Origin of the sequence: Paracoccus simplex (genome assembly GCF_042648325.1) — a bacterium.
Classification (GTDB): Bacteria; Pseudomonadota; Alphaproteobacteria; order Rhodobacterales; family Rhodobacteraceae; genus Paracoccus; species Paracoccus simplex.
The window spans coordinates 1-20,266 of sequence record NZ_JBHRXE010000016.1; the positions used below are offsets into that span (position 1 = coordinate 1).

At 67.6% G+C, this 20,266-nt stretch carries 20 protein-coding genes and 1 tRNA gene; 8 read left to right on the forward strand and 13 right to left on the reverse strand.

Annotated elements, in window-relative coordinates; all coding sequences use genetic code 11:
• The first annotated feature begins 113 nt into the window (after positions 1 to 113).
• From ACFOMP_RS06790 to map, 4 genes are all read left to right on the forward strand, one after another.
• On the forward strand, positions 114 to 1,289 hold the full coding sequence (locus ACFOMP_RS06790) for an aminotransferase (protein ID WP_379028780.1): 1,176 nt from the start codon (positions 114 to 116) through the stop codon (positions 1,287 to 1,289).
• 127 nt (positions 1,290 to 1,416) lie between these two features.
• Positions 1,417 to 3,375, forward strand: coding sequence for a peptidylprolyl isomerase (locus ACFOMP_RS06795; RefSeq protein WP_379028783.1), 1,959 nt, complete (start codon positions 1,417 to 1,419; stop codon positions 3,373 to 3,375).
• Positions 3,375 to 4,877, forward strand: coding sequence for an anthranilate synthase component I (gene trpE / locus ACFOMP_RS06800; protein WP_379028786.1), 1,503 nt, complete (start codon positions 3,375 to 3,377; stop codon positions 4,875 to 4,877). The genes ACFOMP_RS06795 and trpE overlap by 1 nt, the downstream gene beginning before the upstream one ends.
• A gap of 123 nt (positions 4,878 to 5,000) precedes the next feature.
• A complete protein-coding gene (gene map / locus ACFOMP_RS06805) occupies positions 5,001 to 5,750 on the forward strand; it encodes a type I methionyl aminopeptidase (protein WP_379028789.1) in 750 nt (249 codons plus the stop codon).
• Between the two features lie 293 nt (positions 5,751 to 6,043).
• On the opposite strand, the gene ACFOMP_RS06810 is transcribed toward map, so the two are convergent.
• The 4 genes from ACFOMP_RS06810 to fabI are packed head-to-tail and all read right to left on the reverse strand — an operon-like array spanning position 6,044 to position 8,466.
• Entirely contained in the window at positions 6,044 to 6,520 is a 477-nt protein-coding gene (locus tag ACFOMP_RS06810) for a DUF2127 domain-containing protein (protein WP_289894123.1), read from the reverse strand.
• Positions 6,520 to 7,017: a xanthine phosphoribosyltransferase gene (gene gpt, locus ACFOMP_RS06815; RefSeq protein ID WP_019352165.1), complete on the reverse strand. Its 498-nt coding sequence runs from the start codon at positions 7,015 to 7,017 to the stop codon at positions 6,520 to 6,522. The genes ACFOMP_RS06810 and gpt overlap by 1 nt, the downstream gene beginning before the upstream one ends.
• Positions 7,018 to 7,026: 9 nt before the next feature.
• The gene (locus tag ACFOMP_RS06820; RefSeq protein WP_379028793.1) at positions 7,027 to 7,629 is read right to left on the reverse strand and encodes a LysE family translocator; all 603 of its coding nucleotides are present in this window, start codon (positions 7,627 to 7,629) and stop codon (positions 7,027 to 7,029) included.
• A gap of 9 nt (positions 7,630 to 7,638) precedes the next feature.
• Positions 7,639 to 8,466 (reverse strand): enoyl-ACP reductase FabI, encoded by an 828-nt coding sequence (gene fabI, locus ACFOMP_RS06825; protein ID WP_289894121.1) that lies wholly within the window; start codon positions 8,464 to 8,466, stop codon positions 7,639 to 7,641.
• Between the two features lie 83 nt (positions 8,467 to 8,549).
• Between fabI and pdxH the strand changes: the two genes are divergently transcribed.
• The 4 genes from pdxH (at position 8,550) to ACFOMP_RS06845 (ending at position 10,571) form a co-directional block, all read left to right on the forward strand.
• A complete protein-coding gene (pdxH, locus tag ACFOMP_RS06830; RefSeq protein ID WP_289894120.1) occupies positions 8,550 to 9,212 on the forward strand; it encodes a pyridoxamine 5'-phosphate oxidase in 663 nt (220 codons plus the stop codon).
• Positions 9,213 to 9,341: 129 nt separating this feature from the next.
• Entirely contained in the window at positions 9,342 to 9,935 is a 594-nt protein-coding gene (locus ACFOMP_RS06835; RefSeq protein WP_289894119.1) for a cold-shock protein, read from the forward strand.
• A 110-nt stretch (positions 9,936 to 10,045) separates the two neighbouring features.
• Positions 10,046 to 10,432, forward strand: a complete 387-nt coding sequence (locus ACFOMP_RS06840; protein ID WP_379028797.1) for a DUF192 domain-containing protein — start codon at positions 10,046 to 10,048, stop codon at positions 10,430 to 10,432.
• 62 nt (positions 10,433 to 10,494) lie between these two features.
• Positions 10,495 to 10,571: transfer RNA gene (locus tag ACFOMP_RS06845), tRNA-Pro, on the forward strand.
• Positions 10,572 to 10,579: 8 nt separating this feature from the next.
• On the opposite strand, the gene ACFOMP_RS06850 is transcribed toward ACFOMP_RS06845, so the two are convergent.
• From ACFOMP_RS06850 to ACFOMP_RS06890, 9 genes are all read right to left on the reverse strand, one after another.
• Complete coding sequence (locus ACFOMP_RS06850) at positions 10,580 to 11,686, reverse strand: tyrosine-type recombinase/integrase (RefSeq protein WP_379028800.1); 1,107 nt, start codon at positions 11,684 to 11,686, stop codon at positions 10,580 to 10,582.
• Positions 11,673 to 11,855: a hypothetical protein gene (locus tag ACFOMP_RS06855; protein ID WP_017999891.1), complete on the reverse strand. Its 183-nt coding sequence runs from the start codon at positions 11,853 to 11,855 to the stop codon at positions 11,673 to 11,675. The genes ACFOMP_RS06850 and ACFOMP_RS06855 overlap by 14 nt, the downstream gene beginning before the upstream one ends.
• Positions 11,855 to 14,029 carry a DNA cytosine methyltransferase gene (locus ACFOMP_RS06860; protein ID WP_379028803.1) on the reverse strand — a complete coding sequence of 725 codons (2,175 nt, stop codon included), beginning with the start codon at positions 14,027 to 14,029 and terminating at the stop codon, positions 11,855 to 11,857. The genes ACFOMP_RS06855 and ACFOMP_RS06860 overlap by 1 nt, the downstream gene beginning before the upstream one ends.
• Positions 14,026 to 14,370 (reverse strand): hypothetical protein, encoded by a 345-nt coding sequence (locus ACFOMP_RS06865; protein ID WP_379028806.1) that lies wholly within the window; start codon positions 14,368 to 14,370, stop codon positions 14,026 to 14,028. The genes ACFOMP_RS06860 and ACFOMP_RS06865 overlap by 4 nt, the downstream gene beginning before the upstream one ends.
• A complete protein-coding gene (locus ACFOMP_RS06870) occupies positions 14,363 to 14,632 on the reverse strand; it encodes a hypothetical protein (protein WP_379028809.1) in 270 nt (89 codons plus the stop codon). The genes ACFOMP_RS06865 and ACFOMP_RS06870 overlap by 8 nt, the downstream gene beginning before the upstream one ends.
• Positions 14,633 to 14,782: 150 nt before the next feature.
• The gene (locus tag ACFOMP_RS06875) at positions 14,783 to 15,634 is read right to left on the reverse strand and encodes a hypothetical protein (protein WP_379028811.1); all 852 of its coding nucleotides are present in this window, start codon (positions 15,632 to 15,634) and stop codon (positions 14,783 to 14,785) included.
• Positions 15,631 to 16,428 (reverse strand): hypothetical protein, encoded by a 798-nt coding sequence (locus ACFOMP_RS06880; protein WP_379028814.1) that lies wholly within the window; start codon positions 16,426 to 16,428, stop codon positions 15,631 to 15,633. Before ACFOMP_RS06880 ends, ACFOMP_RS06875 begins: the two co-directional genes overlap by 4 nt.
• Positions 16,425 to 19,070 (reverse strand): DNA methyltransferase, encoded by a 2,646-nt coding sequence (locus ACFOMP_RS06885; protein WP_379028817.1) that lies wholly within the window; start codon positions 19,068 to 19,070, stop codon positions 16,425 to 16,427. Before ACFOMP_RS06885 ends, ACFOMP_RS06880 begins: the two co-directional genes overlap by 4 nt.
• A gap of 3 nt (positions 19,071 to 19,073) precedes the next feature.
• On the reverse strand, positions 19,074 to 20,192 hold the full coding sequence (locus tag ACFOMP_RS06890) for a DNA polymerase III subunit beta (RefSeq protein WP_379028820.1): 1,119 nt from the start codon (positions 20,190 to 20,192) through the stop codon (positions 19,074 to 19,076).
• Positions 20,193 to 20,266: the final 74 nt, after the last annotated feature.

A 20,266-nucleotide genomic window follows, 5' to 3' on the forward strand; every position in this document is an offset into this window, starting at 1 on the left:
CCGCGCCGGGCCCGGAGGCAGCCGCCGCCCCGCCGCCCGCCGCCGGCTCGGGCTTCGACCTGTCCACGCCGCCGGATTTCGGCGGATTGCGCCTCACCGACTGAGACCTGCCCATGCTGCCGCTCAACCCCGCCCTGGCCGCCACCTTCCGCCCGCCGGTGATGGAGGCCCGCCGCTGGCTGGAAGGGCTGACCTTCCCGCCCGAGCGGCCGCTGATCAATCTCAGCCAGGCCGCGCCGGTCGAGCCGCCGCCCGAGGCCCTGCGCCGCGCCATGGCCGAGGCGGCGCTGCAGCGGCCCGACGCGCATCTCTACGGTCCGGTGCTGGGCCGGCCCGACCTGCGCGAGGCGGTGGCCCGCGACTGGAGCCGCGCCTATGCCGGCACCATCCGCGCCGATGAGGTCGCGATCACCCAGGGCTGCAACCAGGCGTTCTGCGCCGCCATCCAGACGCTGGCCCGGGCAGGGGACGAGGTGATCCTGCCCACGCCCTGGTATTTCAACCACAAGATGTGGCTCGACATGCAGGGCATCCGCGCCGTGCCGCTGCGCTGCGGTCCAGGCATGCTGCCTGACGCGGCCGAGGCCGCCCGGCTGGTCTCGGACCGGTCGCGCGCCATCGTGCTGGTCAGCCCCAACAACCCCTCGGGCGCGGAATACCCGGCCGAACTGCTGCGCGGCTTCTTCGATCTGGCGCGGTCGCGCGGGTTGGCGCTGGTCCTCGACGAGACCTATCGCGATTTCGACGCGCGCGAAGGTGCGCCGCACGACCTGTTCGCCGATCCCGACTGGGGCGACACGCTGATCCATCTCTACAGTTTCTCGAAAGCCTATCGGCTGACCGGGCATCGCGTCGGCGCGCTGATCGCCAATCCCGCCCGCATGGCCGAGGTCGAAAAGTTCCTCGACACCGTCGCCATCTGCGCCGGCCAGCTCGGCCAGATCGGCGCCGCCTGGGGCATGGCGAATCTGCGCGACTGGCTGGCCGGCGAGCGGGCCGAGATCCTGGCCCGCCGCCGCGCCATGGCCCAGGGCATGGCGGCGCTGCCGGGCTGGCGCGTCAAGGGTTGCGGCGCCTATTTCGCCTGGGTCGAACATCCCTTCGCCATGCCCGCGCCAGAGCTGGCGCAACGCCTGCTGCGTCAGGCGGGGGTGCTGCTGCTGCCCGGCAGCATGTTCATGCCCGCGGACGATCCCGAGGCCGCGCGCCATCTGCGCATCGCCTTCGCCAATGCCGACCGCGACGGCATCGCGGCGCTGATGCGGCGGCTGGAGGCCTTCCGGCCCTGATGGCGCCAACCGGATCGTGAAGCGCAGCAGGCGGCGGCACGGGCACCGCGGCCCTTGCCGCCGGGCCCTTGGCGCCCTAAAGACTTGCGCTGACTGACAAGAACAAGTGGCGGGGCACGGCATCATCATGCGCGGCAAGGGCAAATCGACGATCGTCTGGTTGCTTATGGGGATGCTGGTCCTGGGATTGGGCGGCTTCGGCGTCACCAATTTCTCGGGCGGCTCGGCCGATATCGGCTCGGTGGGCGAGGTCGGGATCTCGTCGCAGGACTATGCCCGCACCCTGCGCGCCGAGATGCAGGACTTCGCCGCCCGCACCGGCCGGCAGGTCAACGCGGCCGAGGCCAAGGCTCTCGGCATCGACCAGGCGGCGCTGGCCCGGCTCTATACCGGCGCCGCGCTCGAGGCCGAGGCGAACCGGCTGGGGATCTCGGTCGGCGACCAGGCGGTGGCCAAGCAGATCACCGGCTCGCCGGCCTTCCGCGGCATGAACGGCCAGTTCGACCGCAGCCTCTATGCCGACACCCTGCGCCGCGAAGGCATCCGCGAGGCCGAGTTCGAGCACGACCTGCGCATGGACGAGGCGCGGCTGATCCTGCAGCAGGCGGCGCTGGCCGGGGTCAGCGCGCCGCAGGCCGTCACCGCGCTGACCCAGGGCTGGCTGCTGGAGACCCGCGACATCCGCTGGCGCGAGCTGAAGCCCGAGGATCTGCCCGAGCCGATCGCCACCCCGGACGACGCGACGCTGGAAGCTTGGCACAAGGCCAATGCCGACCGCTTCACCGCGCCCGAGACCCGCAAGATCACCTATATCTGGCTGATCCCCGAGATGCTGGAGAAGGAGGTCGAGGTGGACGAGCAGGCGCTGCGCGACCTCTACCAGGACCGCATCGACGAGTTCCAGCAGCCCGAGCGCCGCATGGTCGAGCGGCTGGTCTTCCCGACCATGGCCGCCGCCGAGGAAGCCAGGGCCCGCATCGCGCGCGGCGAGATCACCTTCGAGCAGCTGGCCGCCGCGCGCGGCCTGACGCTGAACGACATCGACCTGGGCGAGGTCAGCCAGGCCGACCTGGGCGCCGCCGGCGAGGCGGTCTTCGCGCTGGACGAGCCCGGCGTGGCCGGCCCGGCCAGCTCGGAGCTGGGGCCGGCGCTGTTCTCGATGAACGCGATCCTCGATCCGGTCGACATCCCCTTCGAGCAGGCCAAGGACGAGCTGCGCGTCGAGGCCGCGGTGGACCGCGCCCGCCGGGTGATCGAGGACCAGTCGGCCGAATTCTCGGACATGCTGGCCGGCGGCGCCACGCTCGAGGACATGGCCAAGGAAACCCCGATGAAGCTGGGCCAGATCGACTGGAGCGCCGGGGCCGAGGCCGATCCGAACGGCATCGACGCCTATCCGGTCTTCCGCCAGAAGGCCGCCGAGATCGGCGAGAAGGACTTCCCCGAACTGCTGGAACTGGACGATGGCGGCGTCTTCGCCCTGCGCCTCGACGGCATCCAGCCGCCGGCGCTGATCCCCTTCGCCGAGGTGAAGGACCGCGTGGCCGAGGACTGGAGCCGGAACGAGACCCATCGCCAGCTTCTGGCCCTGGCCGAGGAGCGCAAGGTCCAGGCCGAGGCGGCCGCCGAGCCCGCCCCGGCGGCGGCGACCGCGCCGGTGGCCCAGGCCGTCGGCGCCGCCGCCGGCAATGCCGCCGTCACCCCGCCGCAGGCGCCGCCCACCGTCCCCGCGACCGACCCGGCGACCGGCCCCGATGCCGGCACCGCCGTCACCGACCTGGCGCGCGGCGGCTTCATCAGCGACGCCCCGCAGGATCTGGTCAGCCAGGCCTTCGAGATCGCCAGGGAAGGCGATGCCGAGGTGGTCGATGCCGAGAACCGGGTGTTCCTGGTCACGCTCGACAAGATCCATCCCGCCGTGACCGAGGGCGACGAGGCCGAGCAGGTGCGCGAGGGCATCGCCAACCGGCTGGCGGATTCGCTGCGCCAGGACGTGTTCGACTATTTCGCCCGCGCGCTACAGGCCCAGGGCGGCGTCACCCTGAACCAAACCGCCGTGGATGCGGTGAACGCGCAGGTCCAGTGATGGAGATCACCCCCGAATATGCCGCGTTCGAGCGCGGCTGGGCGCAGGGCCGCAACCAGTTGCTGACCATCCGCCTGGCCGCCGACCTCGACACGCCGGTCAGCCTGATGCTGAAGCTGGCCGAGGCGGCGCCGAATTCCTTCATGCTGGAATCCGTCACCGGCGGCGAGGTGCGCGGCCGCTATTCCTTCGTCGGCATGAAGCCCGACCTGATCTGGGAATGCCGGGACGGCAAGGCGCGCATCAACCGCAATGCCCGCTATTCGGACGAATTCGCGGAAGACGACCGCCCGGCGCTGGACAGCCTGCGCGCCCTGATCGCCGAAAGCCGCATCGACATGCCCGACGGCGTGCCGGCCGGCGCGGCGGGGCTGTTCGGCTATCTGGGCTATGACATGATCCGGCTGGTCGAGCGGCTGCCCGACGTGAACCCCGACCCCCTCGGCCTGCCCGACGCGATGATGATGCGTCCCTCGGTCGTGGCGGTGCTGGACGGCGTCAAGGGCGAGGTGGCGCTTTGCGCCCCCGCCTGGCACGACGCGGCCACGCCGGCCCGCGCCGCCTATGCCCAGGCGGCCGAGCGGCTGATGGAGGCGCTGCGCTCGCTCGATCGCCAGCCCAGCGAGCCGCGCGCCCTGGGCCACGACCTGAAGATCGGCGAATTGCGCAGCAATTTCAGCAAGGAAGCCTATCTGGCCGCGGTGGAAAAGGCCAAGGACTACATCCGCGCCGGCGACATCTTCCAGGTGGTGCCCTCGCAACGCTGGGCGATGGATTTCCCGCTGCCGCCCTTCGCGCTCTACCGCAGCTTGCGGCGCACCAATCCGTCGCCCTTCATGTTCTTCCTGAATTTCGGCGGCTTCCAGATCGTCGGCGCCTCGCCCGAGATCCTGGTGCGGCTGCGCGAGGGCCAGGTCACCGTCCGCCCCATCGCCGGCACCCGGCCGCGCGGCGCCACGCCCGAGGAGGACCGGGCGCTGGAAGCCGACCTGCTGGCCGACCAGAAGGAACTGGCCGAGCACCTGATGCTCTTGGACCTAGGCCGCAACGATGTCGGCCGGGTCGCCAAGATGGGCACCGTCACCCCGACCGAGCAGTTCATCGTCGAACGTTACAGCCACGTCATGCACATCGTCTCGAACGTGGTGGGCGAGCTGCGCGAGGGCGAGGACGCGCTGTCGGCGCTGCTGGCGGGGATGCCGGCCGGCACCGTCTCGGGGGCGCCCAAGGTCCGGGCGATGCAGATCATCGACGAGCTCGAGCCCGAGAAGCGCGGCGTCTATGCCGGCGGCGTCGGCTATTTCGCCGCCAATGGCGAGATGGACATGTGCATCGCCCTGCGCACCGGGGTGATCAAGGACGGCCAGCTTTACATCCAGGCCGGCGGCGGCGTGGTCTATGACAGCGACCCCGAGGCCGAGTTCATGGAAACGGTGAACAAGAGCCGCGCCCTGCGCCGCGCCGCCGAGGAAGCGGCGCGTTTCGTGCGCGGGAACGGCTAGGCGCGGCAGGACAGGCCGGGCAGGACAGGCCGGCGGGACAGGCCGGGCGGTGCAGGCCGGCGGGACAGGGCTGCCATCCTGTGCTATGCCGGCCTTGGTCACCATGGTCGGGAGCATGCGGGAATGACGATCACCAAGCAGGACGAGCTGGACGGCCTGAAGGCCGTCGGCCGGATCGTCGCCAATACGATGCAGGCCATGGCCAGGGCGATGGAGCCCGGCATGACCACCCGCGAGCTGGACGAGATCGGCCGGGCCATGCTCGAGGCCGAGGGCGCGGTTTCCGCGCCGCGCTCGACCTACGGCTTCCCCGGCACCACCTGCATCAGCGTGAACGAGGAAGTCGCCCATGGCATTCCGGGCGAACGCCGGATCGGGGCCGGAGATCTGGTCAATATCGACGTGTCAGCCTCGAAGGACGGCTATTTCGCCGATACCGGGGCGACATTCCGCGTCGCGCCCACGCCGCCGGCGCTGGACCGGCTTTGCCGCGACGGCCGGCGGGCCATGCAGATCGGCATCGCGCAGGTCGGCAGCGGCAAGCCGCTGGCGGGGATCGGCAAGGCCATCGGGCATTTCGCCGCCGGTCGCGGCTACACGCTGATCCGCAACCTGGCCAGCCACGGCATCGGCCGGGCGTTGCACGAAGACCCGGGCGAGATCGCCACCTGGCCCACCCGGGGCGACCGGCGGCGGATCGGCAAGGGGCTGGTGCTGACCGTCGAACCCTTCCTGTCCATGGGCGGGATGTGGGCGACCGACGGCGCGGACGGCTGGACGCTCTATAGCGAGCCGCGCGCCGCCGTGGTGCAATACGAGCATACGGTGGTGGCGACCGACCGCGGCGCGATCATCGTCACCCAACCGGGATGAAGCCGGTTGCCCTCCGGCGCCGCTGTTCCCGTCCCCGCCCCCGTCTCGGTCCCCCGCGTCCCGTCCCGCCTTCCCGCCGTCTCCGTCGCCGTCTCGAACCTTGACGCGGGGGCGGGGCGGCATTGCGGCCCCAAGCCGGAAAAGACTCCCTGCGGGTTCTGCGGTGCACGCCCTGTGTACGCGCGGTGTACGGGCGCTGCACGCCGGTCACAGCGGAAATCCCAGCAAATGCTGGGATTTTCCGCTTGCGTCCCGCCGCGCGGCAGCGCGCAACGCACGCTGCCGTTGCGCGCCTAGCCGGCCTTGCCGCGCCATTCGCGCCAGGTCAGCCAGATCACCACCGCGTCCAGGGCCGAAAGCGCCAGCAGGGTGGGCGCCTGCGTATGCGTCCAGCGGTGCATCTGCATCGCGATGAAGCCGGAAAAGACCGCGATCCCCAGCGGATAGGCGAAGGCCACCCGCCGCATCAGCAGGGCCACGATCACCAGCTTGATCGCGCCGTGCCCGAGCAGGTAGAGCGCATAGAAATGCTGGCTCGTCGCCGAGAACTCGGCCAGCGCCGCCGCCACGCGGCCATAGACCGGGCTGCGATGGCCCTCGATCAGCTCGTTGCGGGTCAGCCATGCGGTGAAATCGGCAAGGCGCCGGTGCGGCAGCCACCACAAGCCGGCGCCGGCCATGACCTCGAACAGCGCGAAGGTCGCCTTCAGCAGCAGGGTCGACTCGAACAGCCAGTGCAGCGGTCCGTGCTTCCCCTTGATATGCTTCATCAATCCTCGCCGCGATAGGGCTGGACGTATTGCAGCGCCATGTCCCAGGGAAAGAAGATCCAGGTGTCCTGGCTGACCTCGGTGACATAGGTCTGCACCATCGGCCGGCCCTTGGGCTTGGCATAGACGGTGGCGAAATGCGCCTTGGGATACATGGTCCGCACATGCTCCAGCGTGCGCCCGGAATCGACCAGGTCGTCCACCACCAGGATGCCGTCGCCGTCCTGCATCACCGCCGGGTCGGGGGCCTTCAGCACCTTGACCTCGCCGCGCTCCTGCCCGCCCTTGCCGCGATAGGATTTGACCGAGATCGTGTCGATGACGCGGATGTCCAGCTCGCGGGCGACGATCATCGCCGGCACCAGCCCGCCCCGGGTGATGGCCAGGATCGCCCGCCATTCGCGGTCTTCCAGGCGCCAGGCAAGCGCGCGGGAATCGCGATGGATCTGATCCCAACTGATGTGGAATCCGCGTTCATGGGGCAGGCGATCGTTCATGCTGGCTCCTTAGTGGTTGGCGATCAACAGCAGGCCCAACAGCGCCATGGCGATGCTGGCGGCCCGGTCGATCCAGAACTTGGCGGCAAAATAGCGCGAGCGCATCGCTGCTGTCGACATCAGAACCGCGACCAGCGCGTACCAGGACAGTTCGGTCGCCAGACAGATGCCGTAGATCAGCGTCTGGCGCGCGGCGCCCATCGGCTCGGGAAAGACCGACAGGATCAGCGCCGCATAGAACAATGCCGGCTTCGGGTTCGAGAGATTCAGCGCGATTCCGCCCCAGAACCCCCTGGAGGCGCCGCCCGCCGCCTGCGGCAGCGGCCGGGTCGAGGCGCGCCACAGCCGCCAGGCGAACCACAGCAGATAGAGCCCGCCGAGGATCTTCATCCCGGCGAACCAGCCCGGATGCAGCTTGAAAAGCACCGCCAGCCCGCCGAGCGCCGCGATGCACCACAGCGATGCGCCTACGGCCAGCCCCAGCGCATAGGGCAGGGCGCGCTCGCGCCCATGGGCGAAAGCGGTCTGCACGGTGGCGATGATCGCCGGGCCGGGGGTCAGGATCGCCAGCGACAGCGCCGAGACAAGCGCGATGACCTGCTCGGCGCTCATCGCGGGGGATCAGTCCTTTTTCGTCGTGGCGATGTCGGGCGCATCCACCGCCTTCATGCCGACGATGTGATAGCCCGAATCGACGTGATGCGTCTCGCCGGTCACGCCCGAGCCCAGGTCCGAGAGCAGGTAGAGCGCCGACTTGCCGACATCCTCCTGGCTGACGTTGCGGCGCAGGGGCGAGTTCAGCTCGTTCCATTTCAGGATATAGCGGAAATCGCCGATGCCGCTGGCGGCCAGGGTCTTGATCGGCCCGGCCGAGATGGCGTTGACGCGGATGCCGTCCTTGCCGAAATCCTCGGCGAGATAGCGCACCGATGCTTCCAGCGCCGCCTTGGCGACGCCCATGACGTTGTAATGCGGCATGACGCGTTCGGCGCCGTAATAGGTCAGGGTCAGGATCGAGCCGCCATTCGGCATCATCGCCGCGGCGCGGCGGGCGACGGCGGTGAAGGAATAGACGGAAATATCCATCGTCATCAGGAAGTTGTCGCGCGTGGTCTCGGCATAGCGGCCGCGCAACTGCTCCTTGTCGGAAAAGCCGATGGCGTGGACGATGAAGTCCAGGCTGTCCCAGCGCCCGCGCAGCGTCTCGAACAGCGCGTCGATGGAGGCCTCGTCCGAGACGTCGCATTCGGCCAGGAAATCCGACCCGACCTGCGCCGCCAGCGGCTCGACCCGGCGCTTCAGCGCTTCGCCCTGATAGGAAAAGGCCAGCTCGGCCCCCTGGTCGGCCAGTGCCTTGGCGATGCCCCAGGCAATCGACTTGTCGTTCGCTAGCCCCATGATCAGGCCGCGGCGACTTTTCATCAGCCCGATACCGGCTTCACTTGACATGATGCTGCCCCTTGCGCTTCTTCAGTTTTCAGCAGGATTAGGACAGTTGCAAGGGGGCATCAAGTGTCGGTAAGCAGGCTGCCGTGAGCGATCGTAGCGGAATTTTCGCGGGCGACGACCCTTTTGCCATCGCGCGAAGCTGGCTGGCCGAGGCCGTGCGGACCGAGCCGAACGACCCCGATGCCATCGCTTTGGCCACCGTGGACGCCCAGGGCATGCCCGATGTGCGCATGGTCCTGCTGAAGGAGATCGAGGGCGCCGGCACCGACGGCGCCTTCGTCTTCTATACCAATCTCGAAAGCGCCAAGGCGGCCGAGATCGAAGCCACCGGCGCCGCCGCCTTCGTCATGCACTGGAAATCCCTGCGCCGGCAGGTGCGGGTGCGCGGCCATGTCAGCCGGGTCGAGGACGAATTGGCCGATGCCTATTACCGGTCGCGGGCGCTGCAGTCGCGGATCGGCGCCTGGGCCTCGCGCCAGAGCCGGCCGCTGGCCAGCCGCAGCGCGCTGATGGCCGAGGTGGCGCGGCAGGGAATCAATCTTGGGTTGCACCCCGCGCGCCCGCCTCACTGGGGCGGGTATCGCATCCGTCCGGTCCAGATCGAGTTCTGGGCGGACGGCGCCTTCCGCCTGCATGACCGCTTTCGCTGGACAAGACAGGATTATGACCAAGAAAACAGGCTATTGCAGGGGGGCGATCAGGAAATCGTGCAAAGTTTCTGGCATGTCAGCCGTCTTAGCCCTTGATGCGGGTTCGCGATTTATCCATGGTATGGAAAACCTGACCAACCCGGCGACGCCTTCGTTCAGTTCTGCATGAGGGAGAGAGCCGGAGTTTCGGGTCGTTTCTGGTTTTCAGACGGGTGATGAAGAGAGATGGACGAAGACGACGAACAACAGCGTAAGATTGCGGGCGTCGTGAAATGGTTCGATGGCGGCAAGGGCTTCGGGTTCCTGACCGATCCCGATGGCGGGGCCGACATCCTCCTGCACGCCAACGTGCTGAGGAACTTCGGCCAAAGCTCGGTCGCCGAAGGTTCGCATGTCACGGCCATCATTCAGAAGACCCCACGCGGCATGCAGGCCGTCGCGGTGCTGGAGATCACGCCGCCGGCGGCCGAGCCGATGCCGGCCATCGCCGACCTGTGCTCGGCCACGCCCGAGGAAGTGGCGCAGCTGCCGCTGCTGCCGGCGCGGGTGAAATGGTTCGACAAGGCCAAGGGCTTTGGTTTTGCCAATGTCTTCGCCGACAAGGCCGATGTCTTCCTGCATATCGAGGTGCTGCGGCATTCGGGCTTTTCCGACCTGGCGGTGGGCGAGGCGATCGCCATTCGCGTCGTCGATGGCCGGCGGGGGATGATGGCCGCGCAAATCCTCTCTTGGGAACGAGCCGCGATCGAGGCGCGGTTGGTGCAACCGGGGGGGGCGGCCGCGCTCGCTAAATTGCGGCTGGTTGCGGGCGCGGTATGAAGTTACGAGCCGTTGCGGTTCTTCTTGCTCTGGTTCAGTTAAATTCCAGTCCTTCCCCGGCCCAGGCGGCCGGTTGCCAATCCGGCCTGGCCCTGTTCAGCGGCCGGGGCGTGCCGGTCCGGGTCCAGGTCGAAATCGCCGATTCCGCCGAGGAGCGGGCGCGGGGCCTGATGTTCCGCCGGCATCTGCCGCCGGGGCAGGGGATGCTTTTCATCTATGAAACACCGCAGCCGGTCAGCTTCTGGATGCGGAACACGCTGATTTCGCTGGATCTGGTCTTCATCGACGCGCGGGGCGAGGTGCGGCATGTCCATCCGATGGCCCGGCCGCTGGACGAGACGGCGATTCCCGGCGCGGCACCCGGCGATCCGGCGCCGGACCGGCTGATGGTGCTCGAGGTGCCGGGGGGCGACGCCGCCCGGCTGGGCATCTTCAAGGGCATGGCGCTGTCCCATCCCGGACTGCCGCAGGCCACCGCGCTGGCGCCCTGCGACTAAGCGCGGCGGCCGCTTTTCCCCTTTCCCCCCGCGCGGCCAGCCGCTAGACAGCGGCTCAGGTTCGGGGCGTAGCGCAGCCTGGTAGCGCGACGGTTTTGGGTACCGTAGGCCGGAGGTTCGAATCCTCTCGCCCCGACCATTACTTAGCTAGGTCTGGCCCTCTCCGGTTTGCATCGCGGTTTGCAGCTTTGTTCTGGATTCGGCCCGCGCCAGCTTCTCGGCTAGTCCATCCGTCATGCTGGGCGACAGCGCCACATAGCGTTCGATCACCTCGGCCGCGTGCTTGATCGACCAGCCCATATGGGTCGCGATCTCCTTCAATTCGGCCCCAGCTTCGAGCAGGCGCGTGGCGGCCGTGCCGCGGGCGTCCTTCAGCTGCAGCTCCGACCGAATCTTGATCTTGTCCCGCCAGGTGCTGACCGCGTCACCCAGGTAGTTCTCATGCTGGTAGGGCTGTCCTCCCTTGTTGACGATCAGGCGGGCCTGGCCTTCCGGCGTCTCGGCGATCAGCTCTGCCATCCGGGCCGTGACAGGGATCGAGGCGAGCCGCTTGCGCTTCTTCGTCCAGATAACGATTCGGTGCCCGTGCGGCGTCCGGTGGATATGCTCTCGGGTCAGCTCGAACAGATCGCCCGGCCGCAGACCTGTCTCTAGGGCGATTGCGAGGATGCGCCAGACATGATCCGGGGCCCCGAGGCGGAACGCCTCGATCTCTTCCGGCATCCAGAAGATCTCCGCGCGCTTGCCCTTGTAAACCGACTTGATGCCCATCAGGTGATGGTGCCGGATCATGGTCCGGTCCAGGGCGAAGCCGACCAGACGCTGCAGGTGCCTGATTCGGTCATCGCCGACCTTGCCGCCGATCTTGTCTCGCCAATCAAGCGCCTGACGCCGGATCCGTGGATCCTCGAATGCAGCCAGCGGCGCGTCGCCGAACTTGTGATCGATGCCGTTCGTCGCATGGAAGAAGGATTTCCGCATGTCGGACTGGGTGCGCGGCGCAAGCCCGGTGAAGTCCTGGCTGTCCATGAAGCGCAAGATGACCGACCGGAACTTGCCTTGCGCGGGCGTCCCCGAACGCGACGCCTTCGTGAAGGCCTCCACATATTCGGGCGATCCTATGGCGACACCGCTGGCGCTGTCCCAGAATTTCACGGCGCCCTTGCCGCGGCCGACGTAATGATGCTCGCGGATCGAACCGTCCGCGAGCTTTTTGCGCACCCGGTTGATGCCTTTCAGGTTAACCCTCGTCATTCTCTTCGAACCACCTATCGACTTCGGACGTGCTGGTGCGCACCGATTCCGGCAGGATACGGATCGTTCCCTCGGCCGTCACCTCGACAATCGACCGCGCATCGATCGACCGCGCGACCTTCATCGCGCGGCGGATGTCAGCCTCTGTGAATGCTGCGCGGCGGGACATCACGCCATCCTCCTCTCTTCCTCGATCGCAATGTGCTGGCAGTTCGCGCCGACGATGGCGGCGGCGATGGGCGGGCAGACGCTGTTGCCGCAGCAGCTGACCTGCACGTCCTTGGCGAAGGCCTGCCAATGCCACTCGCCGGCCTCGTCCTCACGCCAGACCCCCTCGATGACGTAGTCTTCGGGAAAGCCCTGGGCGCGGAACAGCTCGCGCGGGGTCAGCATCCGCATGCCGATGTCGATCACGACATAGGACGCGCCGCCGATCTGCAGCGTGACGAACTCGCCACCGTTCCAGGCGCCGTGCTCCCGCAGGAACTCGGCCACCTGGCGGGCCCGGGCGTAGTGCTCGGGCGCGAAGGGTGGCGCGGCCAGGTGCGCGATCTCAACATCGAACCGGGGCTTTGTCGTGACCGTATGGAACGGCTCATCAATGCGCGGGTCTTGCGGCGTGCTGAACCATTTCGCCAGCCATGCCGCTACGGGCGTTTGATGGCTACCCGTGGCCGCTACGGTGCTGATCGGATCGCGCGGATCATGCCCGGCGTGGGCCTCCATGCGCGGCCCGCCGTTCTGCTGCGCGAGGAAGGCGGCCACGGGATAGTGTTTCACGCCGCCCGCGACCACCGTGTTCAGCGGTGCGCCTATATCCAGCGCCCGAGGCTGTTGGCCGGGGCGCTCACCGTTCCCGACATGCACCATCGTCGCCGCGATCAGGCTGTTCTGGTCTTTCTTCGAGGCGCAGATCGTATGGTGCGGATCCTCGGCCGAGCGGTTGCCGCCGCCCTGCTGGGCATAGGTCAGGACCGGGGCGACGACGGCGTGCCGGTTCTCGACGGTGACGGTGCGAAGCGGCTCTGCCAGATCGGCCGCGCGCTTCCCGCGCCCATCGGTGTGGCCGTAGAAGGTCGCCAGATAGGGCGCCAGCATTCCCAGCGGCGCGGCACCGCCCGGTTTCTTGATCCAGCTGTTCGCCGTCACGGTCGCCATGGGGTCGCGCAGGTCCTGGCCGGTAGCACCGCCGTTGAAGCGCTGGATGCTGGGGGCCAGCGTGGCCGTCGCGATGCAGGCGTCGGCCTTGGCCGTGATCGTGGCGAAAGGCTCGTCCCCGCCGCGCGGTCGGCTCTGGCCGGCCCGGCCGCCGCATCCGACGATGCTGGGCACGACGAGCGCGCTATGCCCGCCGCCGGCCAGCACGGTCGGATGCGGAGCGGTGATCGGGCTGTCGCGCCGATCCGTGCCCTTCAGGCTCATCATGCTGGGCACGACGACGGCCTTCTCGCCGCGGTGCGCGCCGGTGGTCGTCCGGAACGGCTCGGCCGCGTCCTCGACCCGCCCGCCATGCGTCAGGTTGACCAGGAACGGCGATTCCGCCTCGATCACATAGCGGCCCATGCCGCGCGCCACGCGGGCCAGCGTGTTCTTCGCCAGCGGGCGCACGGCGCGCAGGCCGTGCTTGGCCATGATCTCGGCCGAGCTGTCGAATATGCTGGGGCACGGCAGGGACCAGTCTATGCAGGTATGCGCGCCGACCCAAGGCAGCAGCTTGCCCTTGCGGACCTCTTTCGACTTCGGGTCGCCGTGCGTCGGCTTCGGCCAGACGATGGGCCGGCCGTCCCGCCGCGCGATCAGGAACCAGCGCTTGCGGATCGTCGGGGCGCCATAGTCGCAGGCGCGCAGCTCCTTCCACTGGACTTTGTATCCGGCCTTGCGCAGCCGCTTCAGCCACAGTTCGAAGGTCACGCCTGCCAGTTCCTTGATCGGCTGGCCGTCGTCGTCGACCGGCCCCCAGGTCACGAACTCCTCGACGTTCTCCATGCAGATCACGTCGGGCTTGGCGAACTCGGCCCATTTCACCACGACCCATGCCAGGTCGCGGATATTGCGGTCGCGGGGCGCGCCGCCCTTGGCTTTCGAGAAGTGCTTGCAGTCCGGGCTGGCCCAAAGCAGGCCGACATGCCGGCCCTGGGTAACGGCCAGCGGCTCGACATCCCAGATGTTGCTGTCCAGATGCAGCGTCTCGGGATGGTTCGCCGCGTGCAGCGCCAGCGCCTTTTCGCTGTGGTTGATCGCCACGTCGGGCGAGCGGCCGAGGGCCATCTCGATCCCGGTGGACGCGCCACCGCCGCCAGCGAAGCTGTCGATGATCAGGGGGAGATGAGGGTGGAAGGTCATGCCCGTCCCTCCGCATCGTTCATCATCAGATCCACGGCCGCCAGCAGTCGCTTTACGGCCTGTTGCCGGCGGGCTTCGGCCTCCTGTTTCTCCTCCTGGGACCGACCCGGCTCGAACATGTCGGCCAGCGCGCGTAGGAATTGCGCTGTGGCCTTGCCATCCAGCTCTGCCATCTCGGCGGCCCACATGCCCACGCCGAGGGCGACGAAGGAGGCGCCGGTGCAGCGTAGTTCGGCCGCGCCGGCAATCGTGCAGTCGATCAGGTGCTTGTTGACGATCTCGCGGACGGTGTGCTCCTCATCGCGCGTCGGGCGCCGTATGGTCTTGCGGGGGTCAGCCATGCCGCACCTCATCCGGATTGCAGAGCCGGCACGGGGTCAGCGCCAGATACGACCAGTCCTCGGAGCCGGTGCCGCGGCAGACGCGGCAATCGGGATCGGCGCTGCCCAGGTGCACGTTGATCTGGCGGATCGCGTCGTCGAGCGTCGGGGCCATGCCGTGGGCGTCGGCCTCATCGTGGGTCCATTCGAAGGGCGCGCCGGGAACCTCGGCCTGGCGGATCACGATGCCGCGGTGCGTGACCGGGAGGATCGTGTCAGCCATTGCTGCCCCCTTTCAGGGCGCGATTGGATACCAAGCCCACGATCCAGCAGGCAGTTGCACCAACAGCAAACGATATTGACCAGTCCGGCCACCTAAAAAGAGCAAGGCTTACGACAGCGCCGAGCCATGTGCCGACTACGAACGCCCCCATCACGACGCTCCTTTCAGGGCGCGCAGGGCGGCGGACAGGACATTCCTCGCCATACCATCGTGGCCCTTGTCGATGTATGAGATTGCAGCTTGCAGATCCGCGACCGACACGCTGGGCTGGGGCGGGTGGGCGAAGAGCGGCCTATGTTCGCCTGGCCAGTTCGCCCGGTCCTCGGCGGTCCAGCAGGACGGGGCTGTGATCCATTTGCTGTGATACCGGACCTGCCACTCCACCGGTGTCGGCACCGCCTCTTGCGCGGTCGGGGTTGCGGGGGTGGGCGTGGGAACCCATCCAGAGCCGTCGCAATCAAGGCACTCTGTCACGGCGTGATCGGCAGGGGCGTCCTGCGACGGATGTAGATAGCCGTCCCAATCCGTGACAATCTCGCCGTTACCTGCGCAGGCGTCGCATTGCACTTCCTCCCGCACCTGTCTCTTGGGCTGCGGGGCTGGCGTCAGGGCGGTAGTCTTGCAAAACGAGATGATTTCATCGGCGTTTTGAACAGGTTTTCCGCTAAGGACTGCCTCAAGAGCGCGGCCTGCCATTTCTGCGCGGCCCTGCCAATCCCTTAGCCGCAGTTCCAGCGCCCGCACCTGCTGCCCCGAGGCGCAGAGGTCGGAGCGGCTAAACCACGCATAGCTATCATGCGTTGCCCGGCCTATGCCCGCGAGCAAGTGGACCTGCATCGTCGTGTCCGGGTCCAGCCCCAAGCCGGTGGCGGTCAGCATCTCGATCTGCTCCAGAGCAGCAACAAGATCGTCTTGGGTGATGGGGGCACGCCGCGGCGCCTCCTCGGCCGGGCCCTGCCAGGTGCTGCGGCCGATCTCGACGGAAACGATGTCGCTGGTCATGCGTTACCGCCTTCCGCAGTGGGCGCGGGGAGTAGTTCGCGAAGCTGCGGAACGATCACGAACTCGGCGTTACACGAGGCGCTGAAGGTGCGGCAGGTAAACGTCAGGCCATGCGCGGTCTGCCATTCGTCACAGGCCCGGCGCAAACGGGCGGCCAGATCGGCCTCCTGTTCGGTGGTGGCCTCGAACCATGGTCCGTCGTCATGCTCGTAGCAGACCCGGTCACTGTCGGCGACGGCCTCATCCGCCCGTTCGAGGAGGGTGTCGGTGCCGATCCAGTCGGCCAGGCGCAGCGGCGCCTGCTGGGCTTCGATTAGGTGGATGTGGTTTTCCCAGACCTCCGGATCGTCGGCCGAGCTCTCCTCGCACATGCCGTCCTCGACCGCCAGGCGGATTGCTTCCTCGCGCGTGTTGCAGGGCCCGAAGCTGAAATTCTCATCATCCCGGCCGGCCCACCATTGCCAGGGCACGTCGGCCCTGGCGGCCTCGGCCGGGCGGCGCAGCGTCAGCAGCTCCGCTGCGAGAACTGGGCAGGCGTTCAGCTGATCGGCCACGTCGCGCATCACCGCTTCCGCCTCGGCCAACATGTCGCTGGCAACCAAGGCCGGGAAGTTCCAGCCATAGCTGGTCGACCCATCTGCATTCTTGCGCGGGTTGGGTTTGAAGCGAACCACATGGCCCTGGATCGGGCTGCCTTTGCGGCTGTCGTAGTTCTCGTTCCGCTCGTATTCGAAGCGGCCTTCCTGTTTCAGGCCGGCCAGCTTTTCGAGCATGGCGATATCAGTCGCGGTCATGCGGTCCTCCGCAGCTTCTGGTTTTCGGGTTGATCGGCGTCGAGGAGGTCGAAGAGGCTGGGCATGCCGGCCTCGCGCGAGGCGGCCTCGACGTATTTGCAGCCGTCGAGCCAGTAGCCCTTGTTCAGTTCGACCCCGATGCCCTTGCGGCCGAGCTTCACGGCGCGGAATGGCACGGTCATCAGCCCGCCGAACGGGTCATAGACCCACTCGCCGCGTTCGGTGAACTGGGCGATGGCCCGGTCGACGATGTCGTATTGCAGCGGACAGAGGTGCATCTCGTTGCCCTTGCGCGCCTGCTCGGCATTAATGGTCATCATGCGCGCGACATCGGTCCAGACGTCGGGATGCGCGCTGTGCGGGGGCAGCAGCATGAAGGTCGGCGGCAGCCGACCCTTCACCTCGAGGTCTTCGCCGATCCGGACGTGATGCTCGAAATCATAGACCTGCTGCAGGTTGTAGGCCTTCCAGACTTTGTAGACCTGGTCCGCGTCCAACCCTTCCAGCTCCTCGGGCAGCAGGGTCCGGTCGCCGTTCGATCGCATGTAGCCATGCGCATCGATCTGCCAGCGCGCCCGGCTGTAGCCCAGCTCGTTGCGCCAGTCCTTGGCCTCGGGGTCCCATTCCTTCTTGGCCTTCTTCACCGGCCGGTCGGCATAGCCGTTGCTGGTGTCGCTGGGCGGCCGGCGGAAGATCAGCAGGTATTCCGGCACGCCGCAGCCCATGCGCGAGCCGTCCTTGCACTGTTCCGACCAGCCGAGGCGATAGGTCTGGTTGTTCTCGCGCACCACGTCCGTCGTGATGGTCTTCATCCCGAGATAGGCGAAGCCATGGCGCTGGAACTCGCGCACGCAATCCATGTGCAGGGTCGAGAGGGTCTGGAAGCCGAAGCCGTTGATCCCGCCGGGGATGATCCGGTCCTTGACGTGGATCGCGCAGATCCGGCCCGGCTCCAGCACGCGCAGCAGCTCGGGGATCAGGAACCCCATCTGCTGCCAGAAATGCGGATCGTCATCGGTATGGCCGAAATCCGCATAGTTCGGGGAATACTCATACTGGGTGCTGAACGGGATCGACGTGACGATCAGCTGCACCGAGGCATCAGGCATGCTGCGGGTCTCGGCCACGCAATCGTTGTGCACGCAGCGGTAATCGGGGCCTGAGGCCTCGACCCGCTCGACGCCCAGGGCGCGCACCAGCGCCTGCTGCATCGCGACCTCGGACAGGCCGAACTCCTTGATGATGCCGATCATCTTCTGAACCATTTCCTCGTGCTGACGCCATTTCCGCTCGAGACTGCGGCGCACCTCGCGCTCGGCCTCGGTGTAGATCAGGTCCAGCCGCACGCTGTCGGCGGTCTGGCCGAAGCGCCGCAGGCGATGGACCGCCTGGATGAAGTCGTTGAACTTGAAGCCGATCCCAAGGAACACCGACCAGGCGCAATGCCGCTGCAGGTTGGTCCCCGAGCCGAGCATCACCGGCTTGGCGCCCAGCTCCTGCACCCTGCCGTCAGCGAAATCGCCGATCAGCTCCTCGCGCTGGTCGAGGTCCTGCGAGCCGAAGACCGTGGCGATCCCTGGCACGGCCTTCTCCAGCGCCGCGCGTTCGGCCTCGAGGTCATGCCAGATGATCCGGTGCGCGGCCGGGTCCTCGGCCCGGATCTCCATCAGCTTTTCGACCCGGGCCGGCAGGCTCTCGCGCTTCTCGCGCGCCGCGGTCGACAGATCGGCGGTGGCGTCCTTGAACATGCGCTTTTGGCCGCTCTTCTCGACCGCGGCGCCGGCCAGGTGATCGACCGGCAGCTCGTGCCAGCGCACATCGAGCGGCGGCAGGTCGTAGCCCTCGTCCGAGAATGCCGGGTCCAGATCGCTGGGCCGGGTGACGAACAGCGCCCAGGACGCGACCCAGAGCCAGAACTCGCGTTCCTTGTGCTGCATCAGGGTCAGCTGGTCCGCCTTCTCCGAATTGCGCTTGAAGAACCGGGTCTTGGCCTGGCCGATATCCATCACGTCGAGGAAGCCGGCATAGGACAGCAGCTCGATGTAATCATTCGGGCTCGGCGTGGCAGTGGCCACGAAGCGATAGGGCACGCCGGCGGTCTTGATCCGGTTCGACTGGTCGCGCCGGTCGTCGCCGGCGAAGAGCGCCATGAACTCCCTGAAGGTCTTGGTGCCGCCGAAGCCGCGCAGGATCGCGGCCTCGTCCAGGCTGACGCCGATGAACGGATCGGGCGAGACCTTGCCCTCGCGCACCGATTCGTAGTTGGTCAGGTAGATGCCCGGCCCGTCGACCTTGTCCGTGTCGCGGATGAATTTCAGGTCCACGGCATAGGAACCCCGGAACCGCTCCTGCGCCTCGCGCATGAACTCGCGCCGCACGCCCAGCGGGGCGGTGATCAGCGTCGGCTGGCCGGTCGTCTCGGTCAGCACGCGCATGGTCTCCAGCTGCGTCGCGGTCTTGTGCAGGCCGAAGTTCGCGAACCAGGCACGCCGGCCGCCCTGCAGCCCCCAGGACACCATGCGGCGGGTGTGCGGTTTCAGCGCCGGGTTCAAGGTCGCCTCGTCCACCTGCATGCCGCCGAAGCGCGGCGCGATGGCTGCTTTCGCGCGCAGGAATTCGTCATAGGAAGGATGCTGGCCCATCGGTCACTCCATCCACATCGGCATGAGGACGACCGTCAGGTCGGGGTCCTCGGTCAGCAGGAGGGCGGCGTCGCGTGAGCCTATGGCTTCGATGCGCACGGTGCCAAAGTTCTGGACCACCTCGCCGACGTAGCGCTGGTTGAAACCGATGGTGAAATCGCCATCGGCCTCGATGCCTGCCTCGATCTCAAGGCCGAAGGTCACGGATTTCAGGCTGGCGATGCGCTTTTCCAGGTCGAACCTGATGCCATCGCGGACGTGCCGGAACACCTTGGGGTTCGGAAAGCGACGTAGCAGCGCCCGGTTGATGACGGCATGGCCGCAGATCTTGCTGCGATCCGGAATGACCCGCTTGTAGTCTGGATAGGTGCCGTCGATGCACTTCACGAACATCGTCCAGCCGCTGCCGACGAACCGCATGGCCGGCTTGGTCGATCCGCCGACGCTGATGTGCTGGTTGCCGCCGGCCGTCAGCAGGTTCCGCAGCGCCGTGACCGAATAGCGCGGGAAGATCAGGTCGGCCAACGGCCAATCCGCATCGCTCTGATACAGGGCCAGCCTATGGCCGTCCGTCGCGGCCCCGGCCATCCGCCCGTCGCGGCCGTGCATGTAGATGCCGTTCAGGTAATAGCGCGTCTCCTCGGTCGATATGGCCCAGCGGACGCTGTCGATCATCCTGGCGAGCGCGGTTTCCGGCACGTCGGCCCAGACCATGCCGTCGACGCTTGGCTCGGCCGGCCAGTCGGTTACATCGATCAGCAGCCGCAGCCGGATCGTGGTCGGGCCGATCCGCATGGTCACGATATCGACGGCCCGGTCGATGCTGATGCTGTCGCCGGCCTCGGCGCCGACCAACAGGGCGCGCAGGACGAAAGCATCCAGCAGGAACGGCTCGCCTGCCTCGCAGGTGGCATCGCAGTCGACCGTCAACCAGGTGTCGAGGTCGGTTCCCTCGATTTCCAGCAGGCCGTCCCGCGGGGTGATCCGCAGGCAGCCGAGGACCGGGATGGTGTTGCGCCGCTGGACAATCGAGGCGGCAGCGTTCACCGCGCGTCGCAGGTCCGCGACGGTGCAGGTGATCCCGGCCTGGGCCGCGGGCTTGATGGGCTCCATCAGGGTCATGGGTGGCCTCAAAAACTTTGGCCGAACCGGCCGGATTGCAGAAAAGAGCCCCCGGCCCGATCAGAAGCCGGGGG